This is a genomic window from Pseudomonas sp. RIT-PI-S (assembly GCF_025642975.1).
In the GTDB taxonomy this organism is placed as follows: Bacteria; Pseudomonadota; Gammaproteobacteria; order Pseudomonadales; family Pseudomonadaceae; genus Aquipseudomonas.
Map to the genome: position 1 here is coordinate 1 of NZ_JANZKJ010000022.1, position 19,980 is coordinate 19,980.

9 protein-coding genes are annotated in these 19,980 nt (G+C 63.8%); 2 read left to right on the top strand and 7 right to left on the bottom strand.

Translation table 11 applies throughout. The features are described 5' to 3' along the window. Window positions 1-2,060 (top strand): 1,4-alpha-glucan branching protein GlgB (gene glgB / locus OGL93_RS21540; RefSeq protein WP_263265048.1); only part of this gene is annotated, 2,060 nt, incomplete at its 5' end. A 659-nt stretch (window positions 2,061-2,719) separates the two neighbouring features. Here the strand turns inward: glgB and OGL93_RS21545 are convergent. The 7 genes from OGL93_RS21545 to glgA all read right to left on the bottom strand — a co-directional run bounded on the left by OGL93_RS21545 (window position 2,720) and on the right by glgA (window position 14,813). Next, window positions 2,720-3,493: an endonuclease/exonuclease/phosphatase family protein gene (locus OGL93_RS21545; protein WP_263265088.1), complete on the bottom strand. Its 774-nt coding sequence runs from the start codon at window positions 3,491-3,493 to the stop codon at window positions 2,720-2,722. A gap of 349 nt (window positions 3,494-3,842) precedes the next feature. Then, a complete protein-coding gene (glgX, locus tag OGL93_RS21550) occupies window positions 3,843-5,951 on the bottom strand; it encodes a glycogen debranching protein GlgX (RefSeq protein WP_263265089.1) in 2,109 nt (702 codons plus the stop codon). A gap of 235 nt (window positions 5,952-6,186) precedes the next feature. Continuing rightward, window positions 6,187-6,549, bottom strand: coding sequence for a DUF2934 domain-containing protein (locus OGL93_RS21555; protein WP_263265050.1), 363 nt, complete (start codon window positions 6,547-6,549; stop codon window positions 6,187-6,189). 14 nt (window positions 6,550-6,563) lie between these two features. After that, the gene (locus OGL93_RS21560; RefSeq protein ID WP_263265051.1) at window positions 6,564-9,350 is read right to left on the bottom strand and encodes a malto-oligosyltrehalose synthase; all 2,787 of its coding nucleotides are present in this window, start codon (window positions 9,348-9,350) and stop codon (window positions 6,564-6,566) included. After that, complete coding sequence (malQ, locus tag OGL93_RS21565) at window positions 9,347-11,437, bottom strand: 4-alpha-glucanotransferase (RefSeq protein ID WP_263265053.1); 2,091 nt, start codon at window positions 11,435-11,437, stop codon at window positions 9,347-9,349. Before malQ ends, OGL93_RS21560 begins: the two co-directional genes overlap by 4 nt. Then, the gene (treZ, locus tag OGL93_RS21570; protein ID WP_263265055.1) at window positions 11,430-13,226 is read right to left on the bottom strand and encodes a malto-oligosyltrehalose trehalohydrolase; all 1,797 of its coding nucleotides are present in this window, start codon (window positions 13,224-13,226) and stop codon (window positions 11,430-11,432) included. The genes malQ and treZ overlap by 8 nt, the downstream gene beginning before the upstream one ends. Before the next feature lie 15 nt (window positions 13,227-13,241). Beyond that, on the bottom strand, window positions 13,242-14,813 hold the full coding sequence (gene glgA, locus OGL93_RS21575; protein ID WP_263265057.1) for a glycogen synthase GlgA: 1,572 nt from the start codon (window positions 14,811-14,813) through the stop codon (window positions 13,242-13,244). Window positions 14,814-15,163: 350 nt separating this feature from the next. On the opposite strand from glgA, the gene OGL93_RS21580 reads away from it, so the two are divergent. Further along, complete coding sequence (locus OGL93_RS21580; RefSeq protein ID WP_263265059.1) at window positions 15,164-19,948, top strand: DUF6543 domain-containing protein; 4,785 nt, start codon at window positions 15,164-15,166, stop codon at window positions 19,946-19,948. Window positions 19,949-19,980 lie beyond the last annotated feature (32 nt).

Genomic DNA, 19,980 nt, shown 5'->3' on the forward strand with positions numbered 1-19,980 from the left:
ACGAGGTGTTCGGCCAACTTGAAGAACATCCCTCGGTACCGGGGCTGTTCGCGGGCAAGGTAACGGACGCCCGGGGTTACCGGCTGAAAATCCACTGGGCCACCGGGGTGCAGGTTTGCCACGACCCCTACAGCTTCGATGAACAGCTCGGCGAGATGGACCTCTACCTCTTCGCCGAGGGCAACCACCGCAACTTGAGCGATGCCATGGGCTCGCAGGTCATCAACGTCAATGGCGTGGAAGGCGTGCGTTTCTCGGTCTGGGCGCCCAATGCCCGGCGCGTTTCCGTGGTCGGCCATTTCAACGGCTGGGATGGCCGCCGTCATCCGATGCGCCTGCGCCACCCCAGTGGCGTGTGGGAGATCTTCATTCCCGCGTTGCAAGTGGGCGAGATCTACAAGTACGAAGTGCTGGGCCAGCACGGGATCCTGCCGCTCAAGGCCGACCCGCTTGCTCGCTGGACGGAGCTGCCGCCGGCCACCGGTTCTCGTGTCGCGACCCGGTTGCACCATCAGTGGGGCGACCAGGCCTGGATGGAGCAGCGCCAGACTAACGCTGGTGTGGACAAGCCGCTGTCGATCTACGAGCTGCATGCCGGTTCCTGGATGGTGGAAACGGACGAAGCCGGCGAAGTCAGCCGGCAATACCGCTGGGGTGAACTGGGGGGTCGGTTGATTCCCTATATCCAGCAACTGGGCTTTACCCACATCGAGTTGATGCCGGTGATGGAGCACCCCTTCGGTGGTTCCTGGGGCTATCAGCCGCTGTCGCAATTCGCACCCTCGGCGCGCTTTGGTGAGCCAGATGAATTCGCGGCGTTCGTGGACGCCTGCCACCGGGCGGGGATCGGGGTAATCCTAGACTGGGTTCCAGCGCATTTCCCCACCGACGAGCACGGCCTGGCCCGGTTCGACGGTACCGCGCTGTACGAATACGACAACCCGCTGGAAGGCTTCCATCAGGACTGGAATACCCTGATCTACAACCTGGGCCGCACCGAGGTCCATGGGTTCATGATCGCCTCGGCCCTGCACTGGCTGAAGCACTACCACATCGACGGCCTGCGTGTGGATGCGGTGGCCTCCATGCTGTACCGGGATTATTCCCGCAAGGCGGGTGAGTGGATACCGAACCAGTACGGTGGCCGAGAAAACATCGAAGCCATTGAATTCCTCCGCCACCTCAACGACGTGGTCGCACAGGAAACCCCCGGTGCGCTAGTGATTGCGGAAGAGTCCACGGCGTGGCCGGGCGTGAGCCAGACCACACAGCAAGGCGGCCTGGGCTTCTCGTACAAATGGAACATGGGCTGGATGCACGACACCCTGCATTACATCCAGAACGACCCGATCCATCGTCAGCATCACCATAACGAGCTGAGCTTTGGGTTGGTGTATGCCTACTCAGAGCGCTTCGTGCTGCCCATTTCCCATGACGAAGTGGTGCATGGCAAGAAGTCCCTCATCGACAAAATGCCCGGCGACCGCTGGCAGAAATTTGCCAACCTGCGGGCTTACCTGGCGTTCATGTGGACTCACCCGGGCAAGAAGTTGCTGTTCATGGGCTGCGAATTCGGCCAATGGCGGGAGTGGAACCACGATCACCAGCTGGACTGGTACCTGACCCAGTACTCGGAGCACAAGGGCGTTCAACAGGCGGTAAGCGACCTCAACCGCTTGTATCGCGAAGAGCCCGCGCTGCACGAGCAGGACAGCCTGCCGCAGGGCTTCCAGTGGCTGATCGGCGACGATTCGGTCAACAGCGTGTACGCCTGGCTGCGCTGGAGCCGGCAGGGTGAGCCGCTGCTGGTGGTCGCCAACTTCACCCCGGTGCCGCGCGAGGCCTACCGCATCGGCGTGCCGGCGCAAGGGTATTGGGGCGAAGTGTTCAACAGCGACGCGGAGGTGTATGCCGGTTCCAACTACGGCAACAGCGGCGGTGTGCTCGCCGAGGCTATTCAAAGCCATGGCCAGGCCCATTCGCTGACCCTCAACCTGCCGCCGCTGGGTGTGTTGATCATGCAGCCCGAGGTGGTCAAGCAGGCCCGCCTGGAGGGTTGATAGCCTGATACGCCGCGCTCGCGTTTCGCAGGCTGCGCCTGCTCCTATAGGCACACCGCAATGGCCGTAGGAGCGGGCAAAGCCCGCGAACCGTCCCCTTTTCTGTGGCAGGTGTACCGCATTAGCGAGCTGCGCCCGCTCCTACAAGCACGCCGCAATGGCCGTAGGAGCGGGCAAAGCCCGCGAACCATCCCCTTTCTTTGGCAGGTATACCGCATTAGCAAGCTGCACCTGCCCCTATAAGCACACTGCAATGGCTGTAGGAGCGGGCAAAGCCCGTGAACCGGCGCCCTTTTCTTCGGCAGGTGTGCCGCAGTAGCGAGCTGCGCCCGCTCCTACAGCACGCCGCAATGGCTGTAGGAGCGGGCAAAGCCCGCGAACCGGCGCCCTTTTCTTCGTTAGGTGTACCGCATTAGCGAGCGGCGCCTGCCCCTACAAGCACACTGCAATGGCTGTAGGAGCGGGCAGAGCCCGCGAACCGGCGCCCTTTTTCTTTGGCAGGTGTACCGCAGTAGCGAGCTGCGCCCGCTCCTACAAGCACGCCGCAATGGCTGTAGGAGCGGGCAAAGCCCGCGAACCGGCGCCCTTTTCTTTGGCAGGTGTACCGCGCTGGCGAGCTGCGCCCGCTCCTTGTAGCTACAAGCACGCGGTATGCAGGGTCAGAGATGGACTTCGACCGCCAGGGGCAGGTGGTCCGAGAGATGGGTCCAAGGCTTGGTGCCGAGTATCCGCGGCTCGTGGCTGGTGGCGTTGCGCAGGTAGATGCGGTCGAGCCGTAACATCGGAAAACGCGCGGGATAGGTTTTCGGCAACCGCCCCAGGTTGTGCTCGAAGGCCTCGTGCAGGTCCCCCTGGCGGGCGAGGGTAGCGTTGCCTTTGAGCTGCCAGTCGTTGAAATCCCCTGCGATGATTACCGGTGCATGTGCTGGCAAGGAATCCAGAAGCTGACGCAGCAACTGCAGCTGTTGTTGACGGTGATGCTCCAGCAGCGACAGGTGCACGCAGATGGCGTGCACCCCATCTTCATGCCCAGGCACTTGTAGCACGCAATGCAGGAAGCCGCGGCGTTCCGGCCCGGTGATGGACACGTCCAGGTTGCGATAATGCAGGATCGGGTATTTGGACAGCAGAGCGTTGCCATGATGCCCGTCCGGATATACCGCATTACGGCCATAGGCAAACTCAGGCCACATGCTGTCGGCCAGGAATTCGTATTGGGACATCTGCGGCCAGTTGGCGAACCGCGTGGCATGGCGGTCATGGCCGCCAAGCACTTCTTGGAGGAACACGATATCGGCGCTGGTGCTTCGCACCGCCTCGCGCAATTCCGGGAGGATGAAACGGCGGTTGAACGCTGTGAATCCCTTATGGGTATTGACCGTGAGCACCCGTATACGATGGACTTCACGGTCGCGTTTAGCGCCCCCATGCAGGTTGCTGGCACCCTCGGCTGGTTCGGCGTACACGGTCGCTCCTCGAAACGAAAAGGGTCATAGGCTAAGACTGGCCTTTGCAAAAGCAGTTCCGAGCGCCCTGCCAGCGGCTTTATCCGAGACAGGCGCCCAGATCCCTGGCACCTATGCCTCGAAAACGTAGCACCCGGCTTGCCGGCGACCGGGTGTGACGCGGTGGTCAGACCAGTAGCGGGCGAACCCGGCTGCTACAGACCCTTACGCTCGCTCTTCGTAGCGCCCGGCTTGCCGGCGACCGGGCGTTACACGGTGCCAGGCCCAGTCGTGGGCAAGCCCGGCCGCTACGTCACTACGCTTGTAAGTGGATCGGTCAATCCTCTTCTTCGCGATGCAGCTCGAACAACAGGAACGAGCGGCCGGTGACCATGAATTCGCTACCGAAGGTCAGCGGTTCATGCTCGCGCAGCGCGGGCCGGTTGGTGTCGACGAGGCAGTTCCAGTGCTTGCCCTGCGGGACTTCCGGCAGCTTGAAGTTGACCACGTCGTGGTGCGCGTTAACGATGATCAGCAAGGTGGCGTCGTCACCGCGCTTGCGGATGCCCGTGGGTTGCGCGCGGCCATCGAGCAGCATCGCCAGCGCGCGGCCGTGGCCTTCCTGCCACTGCTCGGAAGTCATCTCGTTGCCCTGCGGGTCCAGCCAGGTCACGTCCTTGACGCCGATTTCTTCGTTGTAGGTGCCCACCAGGAAGCGGTTGCGCCGCAGCATCGGGTAGGCCAGGCGCAGCTTGGTCAGGCGGCGCACGAACTTGAGCAGCTGGGTGCCGTCTTCGTCCAGGTCCCAATTCACCCAGCCGATTTCGCTGTCCTGGCAGTAAGCATTGTTATTGCCGTTTTGCGTGCGGGCGAACTCGTCACCGGCCACGATCATTGGCGTGCCTTGGGCGAAAAGCAGGGTCGCGAAGAAGTTACGCATTTGCCGCAGGCGCAGTTCAACGATGTTGCGATCGTCGGTGGGGCCTTCCACGCCATGGTTCCAGGACAGGTTGTTGCTGGTGCCGTCCTGGTTGTTTTCGTCGTTCTCTTCGTTGTGCTTCTCGTTGTAGGACACCAGGTCCCGGAGCGTGAAGCCGTCGTGGGCGGTGATGAAGTTGACCGAGCTGAACGGACGCCTGCCGCGCTGGTTGAACAGCTCGCCGGAGCCAGTCATGCGGGCTGCGAAGTCGGCCAGCTTGCCGTCGTCGCCTTTCCAGAACGCGCGCACAGTGTCGCGGAAGCGGTCGTTCCACTCGGCCCAGCCGGGTGCGAAGCCGCCCACCTGATAACCACCGGGGCCACAGTCCCACGGCTCGGCGATCAACTTGACCGAACGCAGCACCGGGTCCTGGCGGCAGGCCACGAGGAAGCTGTGGCGCTCGCTGAAACCGTCGTGATAGCGCCCCAGGATGGTGGCCAGGTCGAAGCGGAAGCCGTCCACGTGCATTTCCGAGGCCCAGTAGCGCAGCGAGTCGGTGACCATCTGCAACACGCAGGGGTGGCTCAGGTCGAGGGTGTTGCCGGTGCCGGAATCGTTAATGTAGAAGCGTTTGTTATCGGGCATCAGGCGGTAGTAGGACGCGTTGTCGATCCCCCGCATGGACAGGGTAGGGCCCTGTTCGTTGCCCTCGGCGGTGTGGTTGTAGACCACGTCGAGGATCACTTCCAGGCCGGCATCGTGCAGGTGCGCGACCATTTCCTTGAACTCGGCGATCTTGCCACTGGCCAGGTAACGGGCGTGGGGCGCGAAGAACGCAATGGAGTTGTAGCCCCAGTAGTTGTTCAGGCCCTTTTGCAGCAAATGCTGGTCGTTGACGAAACCGTGGATCGGCAACAGCTCGATAGAAGACACGCCCAGCTTTTTCAGGTGGTCGAGCACATCTGGGTTGCTCAAGCCGGCAAAGGTGCCGCGTACCGGCTCGGCCACCGAAGGGTGACGCATGGTCAGGCCACGCACATGCGCTTCGTAGATGACGGTCTTGTCCCATGGCACCCGCACTGGCTGGTCCTGGCCCCAGGTATAGGCCGGGTCGATCACCTTGCACTTGGGCACGAAGGGGGCGCTGTCGCGTTCGTCGAAGCTCAGGTCGCCGTCGGGGTGGCCGATGGTGTAGCCGAACAGCGCTTCGGACCACTTCAGTTCACCGACCAGCTGTTTGGCGTAGGGGTCGATCAGCAGCTTGTTTGGGTTGAAGCGATGACCGTTCTCCGGGTCATAGGGCCCGTACACGCGGTAGCCGTAGATCAGCCCCGGGTGGGCGTCTGGCAGGTAGCCGTGATAGATCTCATCGGTGTATTCAGGCAGCTCGATGCGGGCGACTTCATGTTCGCCACTGGGGTCGAACAGGCACAGCTCCACTTTGGTGGCATTGGCGGAAAAGAGCGCAAAGTTGACCCCCAGCCCGTCCCAGGTGGCGCCGAGCGGGAAGGGTAGGCCCTCGCGCATGCGCGTTGGATCGATAACAGAAGCAGGGATATTGGCGGAGCTGCTGTCCGCGGCGGGTTCGGGTTTGTTTTGCCGGCTCATGGGGTGTCCTTCACGTTTCAAACGCTAGAAAAAAGAAAGTGGTGTGGAGGCGGCTGGACCGCGGGAGTACGCAAGCCCGAACGACCGCTTGAAGCGGCCGGGGCACTACTTCGGTGTGACCCGGCGGCCGTCGTGTCGACGCGCCGGGTGCGGATCAACTGGCCGCGGGTTTTTTCGCAGCTCGAGGTTTTTTCTCGGCGGCTACTTTCGGAGCGGCCTTGGCAGGTGCCTTCGGCGCCTCCGCGGAGTTACTGGCGGCAGCCTTGCCCGAAGGCTTGCTGCTCTTGGCACGGGCTGGGGCGGCTGCCGGAGCCGGAGCCTTGGCAGCCGTTTGAACGGCGCTACCCTTGTTAGGGTTTTTAGGTGCCTTCTTTGGCAACTTGGCTGGGGCCTTGTCCTCGGCCTCGGCGAGCTTGCGCGCCATTTCCCAATGCCGCGAGGCATGGCCTTCCGGGCGCCCTTCGGACTCCCAGATATAGTAGGCAAACTCTTCAATGCGCTTATCGCTTACGCTCATATCCATGCTCCTGATCACGAGTCACTTTGTAGATAGAGATTGACGGGGAATTCCTTCAGCGCCGCGCTCATCCGCAAGTCCTTGTCCAATGTGACTGCCTGAGTTGCAAAAAGTCCCTTAAATTCAGGCTGCAAAAGGTTTTCAGGAAGCCGGACATAGGTATCCCCCCATTTTTCCGCGGGAATCAGCAGCTCCCCCTCGCTGAGCAAATCGCTGCATAGGCGCGGCACGACCACGATGGCATAGCGGCCCTGATAGTGACGAGCGAACGCCACGATCCGGTTCGCCTGCTCCCCGCCAGTTTCCAAAGGCAGATAGTCGCCTTGCAGAAACAGTGCCGGGTGCTGCGCCCTGGCGTGGAGCAGCGCCGCGATCAGCGCCTGTTTGACCCGGCCGTCCTGCCAATGGCCCAGCAGCGCGGGCGCCGCCTGCTCTTCCCCCAGGGCAACGCTGCGGGCAGTGTAGTCCACGGGCCGCCGGTTATCCGGGTCGACCAGGCTGAAATCCCAGTACTCGGTGCCCTGATACAGGTCGGGGATCCCTGGCGCGGTGGCCTTCAGGGTGCATTGCACAAGGCTGTTCAAGGCGCCGGCGGGTGCCAGTACCTGCACCGCAGAAACAATGGATTGACGCAGCGGCAGTGCGCTCGGTGCCGTCAGCAGGTTATGCAGGAAATCTCTGCAGGCGCCTTCGTACGCCTCGTTCGGCGCGCTCCAGCTGCTGACCAGCTTGGCCTCGCGCAGTGCCTTCTGCTGCCACTGGAGCATTCGTTCGGCGTACTGCTCAAGGGCCGTCGAATCCTCAGCGCCCAGGTCCAGCGGCCAACTGCCCAGCAGGGCCTGGTAGAGCATGGCTTCGTCGCCACCGGACGGCGCCGGGCCATCGGCATATTCGCCGCGCAGGCTGCTGGCCAGTGCCTGCCAATGGGTGATGAGTGCCCCATACCAGGTGCTGCGCTCGCTGATCACCGCCAGCCGCGCACGGGTGTCTTCGCCACGCTTGTGGTCGTGGGTGGCGGTCGCCAGCAGGTTGCGTGGGAACGCTTCGGCGCGGGCTTGGCAAGCTTGGTGGAAGGCTTCGGCCGGCGCGCTGAACACCTCTGGATCGAAGCCGACGTCGTTGCGCGACAGCAGCACCGCGCTGCGATAGAACGCGGTGTCTTCCATGGCCTTGGCAGCAGTGGGCGAACTCAGCTGCTGGAAGCGCACACAGGCCAGGCGCAACATCTGTCGACGGCGGCCGCGCGGCAGCGAGCGCCAGGGCTCCCCGCCAAGCCAGCGCACGAGGAAGTCCAGCACCGGCCAGTCGCCTTCGCTCATGCTGGCACGAGCGCCCTCCACGGCCTGGACGAAGAAGGGCTCATCCTGGGCCGGGCGGCCGCAAGGGGTGATGTAGGTCCGGTAAACGGTGTAGTGAACGATCAACGCTTCCAGGGCGCGGCGGATGCTGCCCAAGGTGAAGTCGCGGCTCATCAGGTCGCCCCGTGCGACCTGCAAGAGGGCCTGGGCAACCGATTCGAAATCGCCGGCGAGGGTGCCATGCAGCACGAAGCGGCGCCCTGCGCGCACCTCTTCCATGAAGTCGGCGCTGCGGCCGCTGAGCCGGACCCAAAGGTCGGTCAGCGATTGCTGGCCGCGGGGGTCGTGCTGCAACAGCGAGACCTGGTTCATGAATTCATATCCGGTAGTGCCGTCCACCTGCCACTCGCGGTGCAGCTGCTCGCCATTACCGAGGATCTTTTCCACGTAGATCGGGAAGTGCTCGACCTGCGCCTGGGCCGGTCGCGCTGCCAGCAGCCGCTGCACACGGCGACGAAGCTTGCGGCAATAAGCACGGGGGTTGGCCAGGCCATCGACGTGGTCGATGCGCAGACCGTCCACCAGCCCTTCGGCCACCATTTCGAAGATCTTCGCGTGGGTCGCTTCGAACACTTCCGCGCGCTCGACCCGCAGGCCGCCCAGTTCGTTGATGTCGAAGAAGCGCCGCCAATTGATGTCGTCCGCTGCGGTACGCCAGCTGGCCAGGCGGTAATGTTGCCGCTCCAACAGCCGATGCAGGCGCTCGAAGCCTTCCGGGGTCGTGGAGTCGTACAGCTTGAGCACGGTTTCCAGCGCGCGGAACACCGCGCCCTCGGCGGCCAGGTCAGCCAACGCCTGGCGCAGCGCCGGGGCGGCGGTATAGGCATCGGAAGCGTGGGCCAGCTCGCCGAATCGCTCGCCGAGCGCCTCCAGGCGGTTGTCCACGGCGATGCTGAGAATATTGGCGTAGTCGGGCGGGCTGATCGGGAAGCGGTGCTCGTAGTGCTCCACGAAGAAGCTGCCGGTCTCGGCGTCGAAACGCAGGGGGATTTCCCCCTTCTGCAGCGCGGTGCCGTAGTCGCTGCCCAGGAAGGGGATCAACAGCTGCCCTTCGAGCAGGGGATCCGGGGAATGCCATTGAATATCGAAGAAGCTGGCGTAAGGGCTGCGCCGGCCCCATTCGAGCAGGTCCAGCCACCAGGGGTTGGTCGAGCCGCCCACGGCCATGTGGTTGGACACGATATCCAGCACCAGGCCCATGCTGCGCTCGCGCAGCGCAGCGACCAGCCGGCGCAAGGCAGGCTCGCCACCGAGCTCGGGGTTGATCTGGGTGGGGTCGACTACGTCGTAGCCGTGCATGGAGCCAGCGCGGGCCTTGAGCAAGGGCGAGGCATACACATGGCTGATGCCAAGCCGCTCGAAGTAAGGTACCAACGGGACTGCATCATCGAGGGTGAAGCCTTTGTGGAACTGAAGCCGGATGCTGGCGGTAAATGGTTTCATCGGTCACGCTCATGAGCTTGGCGGCGGGCTACGGCAAGGAGTTCCAAGCGCCGCGCCGGGTCGGGCTGGTCAAGCAAGGCAGCGCCGGTTCCTGTCAGGCGGCGACGCCAGTTGGGGTGTTCGTCTATGGTGCCGGGCAGGTTGGGTTGCTCCACCAGGCCCAGGGCGTCTTCGATCGGCAACAGCACCAGCGGTGCGCGGGTATGGCCGATAAAGCGCACGCTGGCATCGATGATGTGGTCGGCGATGTCGTGCTCGTGATGCTCGTCGGCGAAGTTCTGCGGATCCTGCTTGAGGATATGCTCAAGCCCGTTCTTCTCGGCCACCCGGGTTTGCCGCCACTCCCGCTCGGTCTTTTCGTCGATCAGTTCCAGGCGGCGGTTCCAGTCGATCTCGTTGGTGCGCCACCAACCTTTGAGGGGGGGCAGGTCATGAGTGCTGGTGGTAGCCAGGGCATTGTCCGGCCATTCGAGCAAAGGCTTGAAGGCGCCGGAATGGTATTGCTCGAACAACAGCACACGCATGCCGAGGATGTCGCGCGCGGCGAGCTTTTCGCGCAGGCCGTCTGGCACGGTGCCCAGGTCTTCACCGAGCACGATCGCCTTGTGGCGGTACGACTCCAGCGCAAGCAACCGCAGCAGGTCATCGAGCGGGTAGTGCAGGTAGGCGCCTTCCGTGGGTTTTTCGCCCTGGGGGATGACCCATAGCCGGTTCAGGCCCAGCACATGGTCGATACGCAAGCCGCCGGCATGGGCGAAGTTCGCCCGCAGCATCTCGATAAAGGCGCGGAAGCCATGGCGCTTCAAGCCCTCGGGCGAAAACGCCGAGATGCCCCAGCTTTGCCCCGAGCGGTTGAGAATGTCTGGCGGTGCGCCCACGGTGAGCGCGGCCAGCAGCTCGTCCTGACGGCTCCAGGCCTGGCTGCCGGCACCGTCGGCGCCCACCGCCAGGTCAGCGATCAGGCCGATGCGCATGCCGCTGGCGCGGGCAGCGTCTTGGGCACGCTCCAGGCTCCGGGCGATCAGCCACTGGCCAAAGGCGTAGAACTCGATTTCCTGGGCATGGGCCTGGGCAAATTGGGCTACCTCCGCGCTGCGTGGGTCGCGCCAGGCGGGTGGCCACTGTCGCCAGTCCTGCGGCTCGCCGCGCCGCGCGCACTCAGCCTGCAAGGCTTCGAAACAGCAGTGGTCGGCGAGGGCCTCGCCACCACGATGACGGAAGCTGGCGAAGTCTTCCTGCATCGGGTGCTCACCCTGGCCGAAGTCTTCGTGCAGCGTTCGCAGTAGGCGCAGCTTGGCTTCAGCGGCCTTTGGCCAATCCACCAGCTCAAGGTTTTCCAACTCGGTGAAGGTGCTTTCCAGGTTGGCCCGCTCGATGGCCGCGCGCAGGGCCCGCTCACCCAGCACGGTACCGGGCGCTGCATAGAGGCTGTTGAGGAACAACCGGCTGGAAGGGGAGTAGGGGCTGTAGCGAGTGGTGTCGCTGCTGAACATCGCGTGCATCGGGCTGATCGCTACTGCGTCGGCACCGCGTTCTCCCGCGGCGCGAACCAGCGCTTCCAGCGCCTGGGTGTCGCCGAAGCCGCCATCGTGGGGGCGGCGCAGGGAATACAACTGAACACCGATCCCCCAAGCGCGCGGGGCGGCGGCTTCCAGGGCATCGGCCACGCCATAGCACCGCGCCGGGGCCACCGCTACCGTAAAGTGCTGGCCTTCCACCCGTACTTGCTGGTAACCCACCGGCAGCATGCCGGGCAACGCGCCCTGGCTGTCCAGGCGCAGTTCCAGGGTGGCGCCGTCTTCCAACAGCACCGTGCAGGCAGCGCCCGCGGGCAACCAACGCTGCAAAGACAGGGGTTGGCCGTAGTCGGCGGTCAACAGCGGCGCAAGCTCATGGCTGTCTGCTTGCTCTTGTGCATTCTTCACGCTGGCGGCGACGTCCTCGTCGGTACTCGCTGGATACCCAAGCGCGGTCAGGACCTTGCGCAGCACTTCTGGCGATACGCGCTGCGGGCGATTGTTGGCGTCGGTCCACTCAATGGCGATACCCGCGCGCTCGGCGAGTTGCTCCAGGGCCTGGTTACTCATGGGCTGCCTCCGGGGCATCAGCGGGAATCAGGCTGACCAGGGCGGTATAGCCAGGCAGCACGCTGGATGATTCCAGTGGAGCACCCGGGCCGCGACTGTCGAACAAGTGATAGGTTTCGAAGGGCAGTTGCGCTGGCACCGGTTGTTCGCCCAGGTTCAGGTCGATCTGCCACACCGTTGCGTCGCGCAGGCGCCATTTGGCAGAAACCGCCTTGTCGCCCAGCACCGTCACGCCCAGCGAGCGGCTACCTGCCAGGCGGTGGAACAGTTCGCGCCGGCGCAACGTGAGCAGGTGGAGGTAAAGCTCGACCCAGGGCCCGCGCTGGTGCTTGGCGAAATCCTCGAAGGCTGGCCGGGAGGCTTCGAAGGTGGCCGGGGCGTTGGGGTCCGGGATTTTCTCTCGCAGGTGCGGGTCCTGGAAGGCGTTGAACGCCTTGAACTCGGCACGGCGACCGTTGCGCACCGCCTCGGCCAACTCCCCATGGAAACTGGTGAAGAACTGGAACGGCTCGGAGGCGCCCCATTCATCCCCCATGAACATCAGTGGGATCATCGGCGAAGCCAGCAATAACGTGGTTGCCGCGCGCAAGGCCGGCTCCGGGCAGAGCTGCACCAGGCGTTCGCCGAATGCCCGGTTGCCGATCTGGTCATGGTTTTGCAGGAACAGCACAAAGGAAGAGGGATGCAGGTGGCCGCTGGGTTCGCCCCGCGCCACGCCCTGGGTGGTGGTGTGGCCTTGATACACGAAGCCCTCGCCCAGGCAGCGAGCCAGCTTGGCGGTGGTGTCCTCGGCGTATTCGGCGTAGTAGGCCTCATGCTCGCCGGTAAGCAGCACGTGCAGCGCATTGTGGCCGTCGTCGTTCCATTGGGCGTCGAAGCCCTGCTGTAGCAGATGCGCCTCGTTGTGCTCGTTTTCCAGGTTCAGCCAGATGTGCCGGCCCGAAGGGGTCGCCTTGCGAATGCGGCGGGCCATTTCCTGGAGGAAGTCTGGGTCTTCGATGGCATGCACGGCGTCGAAGCGCAGCCCGTCGAAGCGGTAGTCGAACAGCCACATCAAGGCGTTGCCAATGAAGAACTCACGCACCTGCGGCCGGCGGAAGTCGATCGCATCGCCCCAGGGCGTGTGCTTGTCATGGCGGAAGAAGCCCTTGGCGTATTGGCCGAGGAAATTGCCATCCGGGCCAAAGTGGTTGTAGACCACGTCCAGGATGACCATCAGCCCATGGCCGTGGGCCGTGTCGATCAGCGCCTTGAGTTGGTCCGGCGTGCCGTAGGCATGCTCCGGGGCATAAGGCAGCACGCCGTCGTAGCCCCAGTTACGGTCGCCGGGGAACTCGGCGATAGGCATCAGCTCGATGGCCGTGATGCCCAAGGCAGCCAGGCGCGGCAGTTGCTTGGCCACCCCTTCGAAGCCGCCCATCAGCCCTACATGCACTTCGTAGATCACCGCCTCGTGCCAGGGGCGGCCTTGCCATTGCGCCTGGCGCCAAGGGTAGCTCTGGTGGTCGACCACCACGCTGGCCGAATGCACGTCGCTTTGCTGGGCACGGGAGGCGGGGTCCGGCACTTGCAGCTCCCCGTCGATCTCGTAGCGGTAGGCGGTGCCCGCCGAGCAATCGCTTTCAGCGACGTACCAGCCGTCCGCTTCAGCGGACATCGCCAGAACCTCGCCGTCGTCGAATACCACGCTCACACGCTTGGCGTCGGGCGCCCACAGGGCGAAGCGGGTCAAGTCGTCGCCCAGGCGGGTTGCCCCGTGCGCCCAGGGAACCAGTTGTTGATCAGCCATTACGGCACTCCTCGATCAGTAGTGCCGCCCGGCCCGCCCATGGGCGCGATTTACCAGCTTGGTATAAAGCGCTGCATAGGGCTCGACGGCTTGCGACCAGTTAAACGGCTGAGTCATCGCGCGGCAGCGCATGGCATTGAGTAAGTCGGGCTTGCTGAACGCATAGAATGCTCGCTTCAAGGCAGCTTCATAGGCGCCCACGGAAGGTTCATCGAAGAGAAAACCGGTGACGCCATCCTCGATGGTGTCGGCCAGGCCGCCAGTCTTGCGTGCCACTGGCAGCGACCCGAAGCGTTGCGCATACATCTGGCTGAGGCCGCAGGGCTCGTAGCGGGACGGCATCAGCAGGAAATCACTGCCGGCGAACATGCGGCGTGCGTCGGTTTCGTTGAAGCCGATGCGGGCAGACACTTGGCCGGGGTAGCGCTTGGCGAGGTCGCGCATCGCCTGTTCTTCCTCTGGCTCGCCGCGGCCGATGATCGCGATCTGGCCGCCGGAGCGGACGATGAAATCAGTGACGCCTTCGGTCAGGTCCAGGCCTTTCTGGTACACCAGGCGCGATACAACCGCGAAGAGCGGGCCGTTCGACGGCTCTAGGCCAAAGAGGTTGCGCACGTGGTCGGCGTTCACCGCCTTGCCGTCCCAGTCGTTGAGGCTGAAGGGGCAAACCAGGTGTGGGTCCGTGGCGGAGTCCCAGCTTTCGTCGATGCCGTTGGGGATGCCGCTCAGCAGGCCTTGATGGGCCTTGCTAGTGAGGAAACCTTCCAGGCCGCAGCCGAAATCAGGCGTGGTGATTTCCTGGGCGTAGGTGGCGCTTACGGTCGTGATATGGCTCGCGTAGGCCATCCCCGCCTTGAGGAATGACAACTTGCCGTAGAATTCCATGCCTTCCTGCTGCAGGGCGTGCTCGGGAATGCCCAGCTCGGGGCAGCATGCCAGGCTCACCACACCCTGGTAGGCCAAGTTATGGATGGTGAACAGGGTGGGAACGTTGACCCCGCGCCAGTGCATGTAGGCCGGTGCCAGGCCGCTCGGCCAGTCGTGGGCATGCACCAGGTCGGGCTTCCAGTGGACCATGCCATGGCCGGCGGCGATGTCGCAGGCGGCAAGGCCCAGGCGGGCGAAGCGGATGTGGTTGTCTGGCCAGTCGCGGCCGTTGGTGGCGCCATAGGGGTTACCCGCACGGTCGTACAGCTCCGGGCAGATGAGCACATAGATCACCAGCCCGTCGGGGGTGTCCATGCGGCCGACCTTGCACGGCGGCAGCGCGGCATGGCCGCTCAACTCGCCAACGATATGGATCGGGTTATCGCTTTCCAACACTTGCGGATAGCCCGGTATCAGGATGCGCACGTCGTGCAGCTTGCTCATGGCCCGGGGCAATGCCGCCGAGACATCGCCAAGGCCGCCGGCCTTGATCAGATCCGCCATTTCGGACGTCACGAACAGCACTTTCTTGCGGTTCGGGTTCGCCATGTGATCTGGTTGCAGTACCTTGCTGGTCGAAGTAATGCCAGGCAACGAGGGGGCCTCGCTGACCTGCTGGTTGAAGCGCTCTCCGTGAGTTTCGACAGCGGCACTGATCATTAAACTTGCTCCCGTAGCGTAAATAACTTCTGGCAGATTTCTGGTTTTTCTAATCCGATCCCCATGGCCGGTCGACTACCGGCCCCACGGCTACGAAACCGGGGTGTTGCACGCTCCTGGAGGGGTGGGCGAGGGCCCGCCGCAAAGGTGCGCGCCGCTCACTGTAAAGCTGACCCGACGGCCCTTCAGAAGTTTCGGATTTCTTTGCATTTGCCTGCCTCGGACCGGCCCGTTTTGAGTGTAGGAGAGTTTCATTTCAACGGCGGGTTAAACGAAGCGGTAAGGGGCTACCGCAGGGCTTGGCCGCAGGTGAGGTGGTATTGGCCTTCCACCATTGACCGGAGCCTGTCATGCCTGTACTTCCAAGCCTTTCCATTGCGGTAAGCGACTTTTCTCCCCTGGCCGGGGAAGCGGTCAAACGTTTTCGCGACCAACCCAGCCTGCTCCTCACCGCCTCGGCCATGGTGGCCGAGGCCCTGGCCCGTCTTGACCCTCCGGTACGGTTGAACCCGCTGGACGTCGCCCTGGGCTGGCCAGCGGAGGTCTCGCCCACTGGCGAAGTGGAGTATCTGATCCTGCCGGAGCTGCTGATCGATCTGTTCGTGCGCGATGGGGTCCTGACTATCGTGCCCGGTTACCAGCAGGCGCTGCAGTGGCAGAACCAGCGATGGGTGCCGTTGCAGCTGCACCTGGGTCGCCTGGCCGAGGAGTTGGATGCGCTACGCCCCTCGTTGATCTCAGCGTTCAAACAGGAGCTTGTGCAGTTTTGGAGCGAAGCGGATACGCAGGGAAAAACCCATTGGGAGTGGATGGGCGACTACTTGCGTCGGGCTTTCGTGCATGCGCTGGAGGTGGCCCGGCTGGACCGGCGTATTGCCCCGCCGGTGTACCTGGGAGGGCTGACGGTTGCCGCCCGGGGCACCAGCGAAACGACGACGGAGGTGCTGCCAGGCAGGCGGATCGATACGTGCCTGCTGCAAGCCGAGCGCGGCAGCGCGGCCCTGCCGCTCGACGTGCGGCTTGACCCTTATCTATTGATCAGCCTGCCGTTGAGTGAACAAGTCGAGGGTTTCATGTTGTTTTCGCCCAGAACCGGGCTGAGGTATTTCGAGTCCACTCAAGCCCTGCTGACGGCCTTGAATACAGTCTTCGATAAGCACTCCCCGCAGAGCGTTTACATCCGCCGAGTGAAAGTGGAAGGTGACGTGTTCGATGCCTTGGCCCGCACACTATTGCAAACCCAGCTGATCCAGGTCACCACCCTAAGCGAGCGGCTGCAGAGCGCGGGAGATGGCCTGGCCCTCGAGCGGTTGAAGGCTGCCACCGAAGCGCTGACCGGGTTCTACGCACTGGATACGCAAATCGCGACCCGTGCCCGTGGGTGGCTGCAACGGAGCTTGCCGCTATGGTTGCGGCGGGCTCCTGCCGCTGATCGTTGGCATTTCGCCGGAGCCCTGGCGCAGATCGCGATTACCCGCAATCAAACCCCTCACCGTTGGTTTCTCGAGGATATTCCCACGCTGGAAACCTATGCGCTGACCCGTCTGCGTGAAGAGGCCGCACGCGCCCACCCCGACGGCCCAGCGCTGATGCCAGAGAATATCGAAGCGTCACTCGAGTATGTGGTGCAGGATCTGATCGCCATCACCGGCGGCCCGTGGGAGCCACAGTTTCGCGAGGACCCCGTCAGCATTACCGATCTCGCCATCGATAACCTCGCGGCACATAGCCATGGTTGGCTCAAGGTAAAAGCCAAGCCGGGCACGACGCTACCATCGTGGCTGGATGGCACGGAACTCAAGGCGCTGGTCCGGCAGATAAACGTGGGTGCGACCTACCCGGCGCTGCTGCGCGAACACCTGGTGGAGGGCCCAGAGGTAGCCGAGCGTTCGGCTTCCTTTTGTGACCAAGTGGCGACGCAACTGCCTCTGCTGGCATGGGAGCTGCTCATGCGGGGCGCGTACGGCATGGACCGTCACGGCTACCACCTGGTAGAAGCGGGAGTTGGAGCCAGGCCCGTTGAAGACACCACCCGCTTGATGAGCCTGGGTATCACTGCCGGGGCGGCCTATGGCGTGGACACGATCGCCGCGACCTATGTGTTTACCCGGCCAGACAAGACCGCCGGCCCCTGTGTGTTGTACCGGCCGATGCACACCGAGCAGCTACGGCAGTACGGTTCTCTCGACGAGCTATGGGAGGACCTCGCCGCGCCCGGGGATTTGCAGGACGAAGCCCTGCTTTGGATGACGGACCTGGGTCGCACGCGTTACAGCCACGGCGGTTGGCGGGCGCCTCGGGTAGCCCGGTTCGGCCAGGGCGACGAGTTCGCGCCGCTGGAGCAGCCGCAGCCGGCTCGGCCAGTGCTGACGCCCTTGGTGGGGCCCGTGTTGCCAACGCTTTACCGGGAAGTGGTCACCGCGCTGGTAGATATGGCAGAGCGGCGCACGGTGTCCAACGCCGAAGACCGCTGGGTATCGTTGGGAACGCTGGCCTGGACGCTGTTCAACGGCTTGCTTCCCGTATTCAGTGGGCCGCTGGCCACGGCCGGCTGGCTGATCCAGCTCAGCGACCAGTTCGGCGATTACCTTCAGGTCAGCGAGCAAACCGGCACAACCGCGCAAGACGCGCGCAACAGTTTGCTGTTCAGTGTGGTGATGCTGCTGATGAGCGAATCCTTCCACTGGCCGCTCGACGAGCAGGGCGGGCATGCGATCGAAAGCGAGGGGGAGGTCGAGCCGGGCGAGATAGCTGCTGGGCCAGGTGTGAACGGGCCCCTGGCTACGGGCGAGTCAGCGGTCCCGGCGCTGGGGGTGGGCACGAACGACCTGCCACGGTTGAGCGAGGAGCCGGTCGATGAACAAGCGGCGATGCGCCGGCCGCAGGATTTCAACCTGGCCTGGGCAAACGCCGCCCTGGCGCTCGAGCCTCGACAGGTGGCCGCGCTGGCGGCCTTGCGCGCCGAGCCGCCGTTGCGCGAACTGAGCCCCATACCCCATGGGCCAACCCAAGGCTTGTACCTGCATGACAACCGCTTGTTGTGGTCGTGGCAAGGCCAGTTCTTCGCGGTGAACTTCGCAGAGGGAGAGCCGAAAATCATCGGGCCCCAGGGAGAACCAGGCCCCTACCTACGCCGAGACGAGGTAGGTCGCTGGGCCCTCGACCTGCGTTTGCGCCTGCGCGGCGGCGGGCCTAAGAGCAGAATTGAAGTCCGTCGCCGCCAGAACCAGCGAGATCGCGAACAAGCCGAGAGGATTTACGCCCAGGCCATTCCGGCCTTCGACGCCCTGCGTGATCGCGCCAACCCGCTGGCTGAGGTGGTCGATGCAGCCGCCCGTGCCGACCAGCCGCAGATCGAGCGCCGGGCAGAGTTCGATAGGATCTTGCGTGAAGGCTACGAACAGTGCGCTGAGCTTATCGACCGCTACAAGGCGCTGCATGGGAGCTCGCCGCTGCCTAATTTTCCCGAGCGCATATGCGAGCTTTCCGCGCGGTTGATGCACTTGAGCAAAGTCATCACCGATAATTTGTCCACGCTCATCCGGGAGTATCTTGACGAGTCGCCTTACCTTGGCACGGGTGAAGCGGCCCTGCACCAAGCGGTTGCCGAGGATATCCAGCGCTGGCAGGCGTTCCTGCTGCACTTCGAAACGCTTACGGAACATGCGGTCACCTATCTTCAGAAGCACCAGCAGACCATCGAGGTGATCAACGCCTTCCCTGGCCTGGGCGCGAGAACACTGGAAGCCAATCGCAATAGCGTAGAGACGTTTAACTCAGTGCTGCAGCTGTGGTCGTCCCTGGTCTACTGCCGGTTGGGCCTTATGCTGGAGCCTCTGCGCGAAACACCGGCACTGGCCGAGCAGGTGCATTCTGTTCTTGAGCCGGTGCTGGTGCACTCGGCCTCACATGCTGATTCTGTTGAGAACACCGCGCTCACCCCGGAAGAAAGAACTCGTGTGTTCGACACCGCTATCGATCATTACCAGCGGGGCGAAGATGCGCTTCGGATGTTTGCGCAGACCCTCACGCCCGAGCAGCAATCACCGGCGATGCGCCGGTTGGAGGAGGTGATTGCGGCACTGCGCAAAGATGCCGAACAGCGTATGGGCGAATTGATACGCAGCACCGCGGCCGAGCCTGCGCGATCCACCCAGGCGGGGCGGCGTACCGGCCAGCCGCGTCCACGGCCGGCCACGAGGCCAGGCGGGTCGCGCGGCGGTGCCAGGCGCCCGGATGGAGGGCCTGGCCCAAGCGAGCAGCCGGCCACTGAGGGCAGGGGCGAGCTCCAGGTCATTCGCACGGCCGACGGCGGATCGGTCCTGGCGCACGTACGCACCGATCCACAAACGAAAATGATGATCGCGGAAGTCGTATCCAACGGTCGGGTATTAGCCAGTTGGCGTCAGGACGCTACCACCGGCCTCTGGAGCAAACCGGCACGTGAGCCGCTGCGCCCCTCCCCGGAGAGCAACCTGAGGCTCAATACGTTGGTGAGGGAGGCCGACCAGGCACTGAGGACTGCACGGCGCGAGGAAAGCCAGATCAACCGTTTCAAGCAAGCCACGCGTGTACCCGCCGACATCGAAGACCAGTACCACCTGCGTGCCGCCAGCCTGGAGGCGCTGGCTGAACGGGTAGAGCTGGCCCTGACCCGGATGAACCTCACCGATGCAGTCACTGAAGAGCATGGATCGGCAGAGGTGAAAGCGCGGGAGTTGCGAACCCAGGCGAGCACCGCCCGGCGCATCGGTACCGAGGCACGCATCGAGCTGAGCAAGAGCATGATGCCGACGGCAGGGCGGGTAAAGTTCCTGTTCGATGCCGGCGAGGTCAGCATTCGCCGCATCGGCCGCCGGGCTCCCATAGGGCGGCAGGGGCGCCGGGATTTCATACAGGAGTATGAGATCGTCGACCGTCAGCAACACCCCTTGTGGTATGCCCATTTTCACTACGACACCGCCAGCGCTGCGCCTGAGCACTACACCGTCGCGCACCTGAAGACGGTGACCCAACGTTTCGACGGCTACCAGCGACAGCTGCAGCAGGCACGCAATGATCAGGAAGTGGTGGGCATCTACCGCAGCCGGATCGACCCGGTGTTGGCCCGACAGTTGTTCCTGTCCCTGCCTTGACCCTCCGCAGGCCGAGGTAGTACCCCCGTACT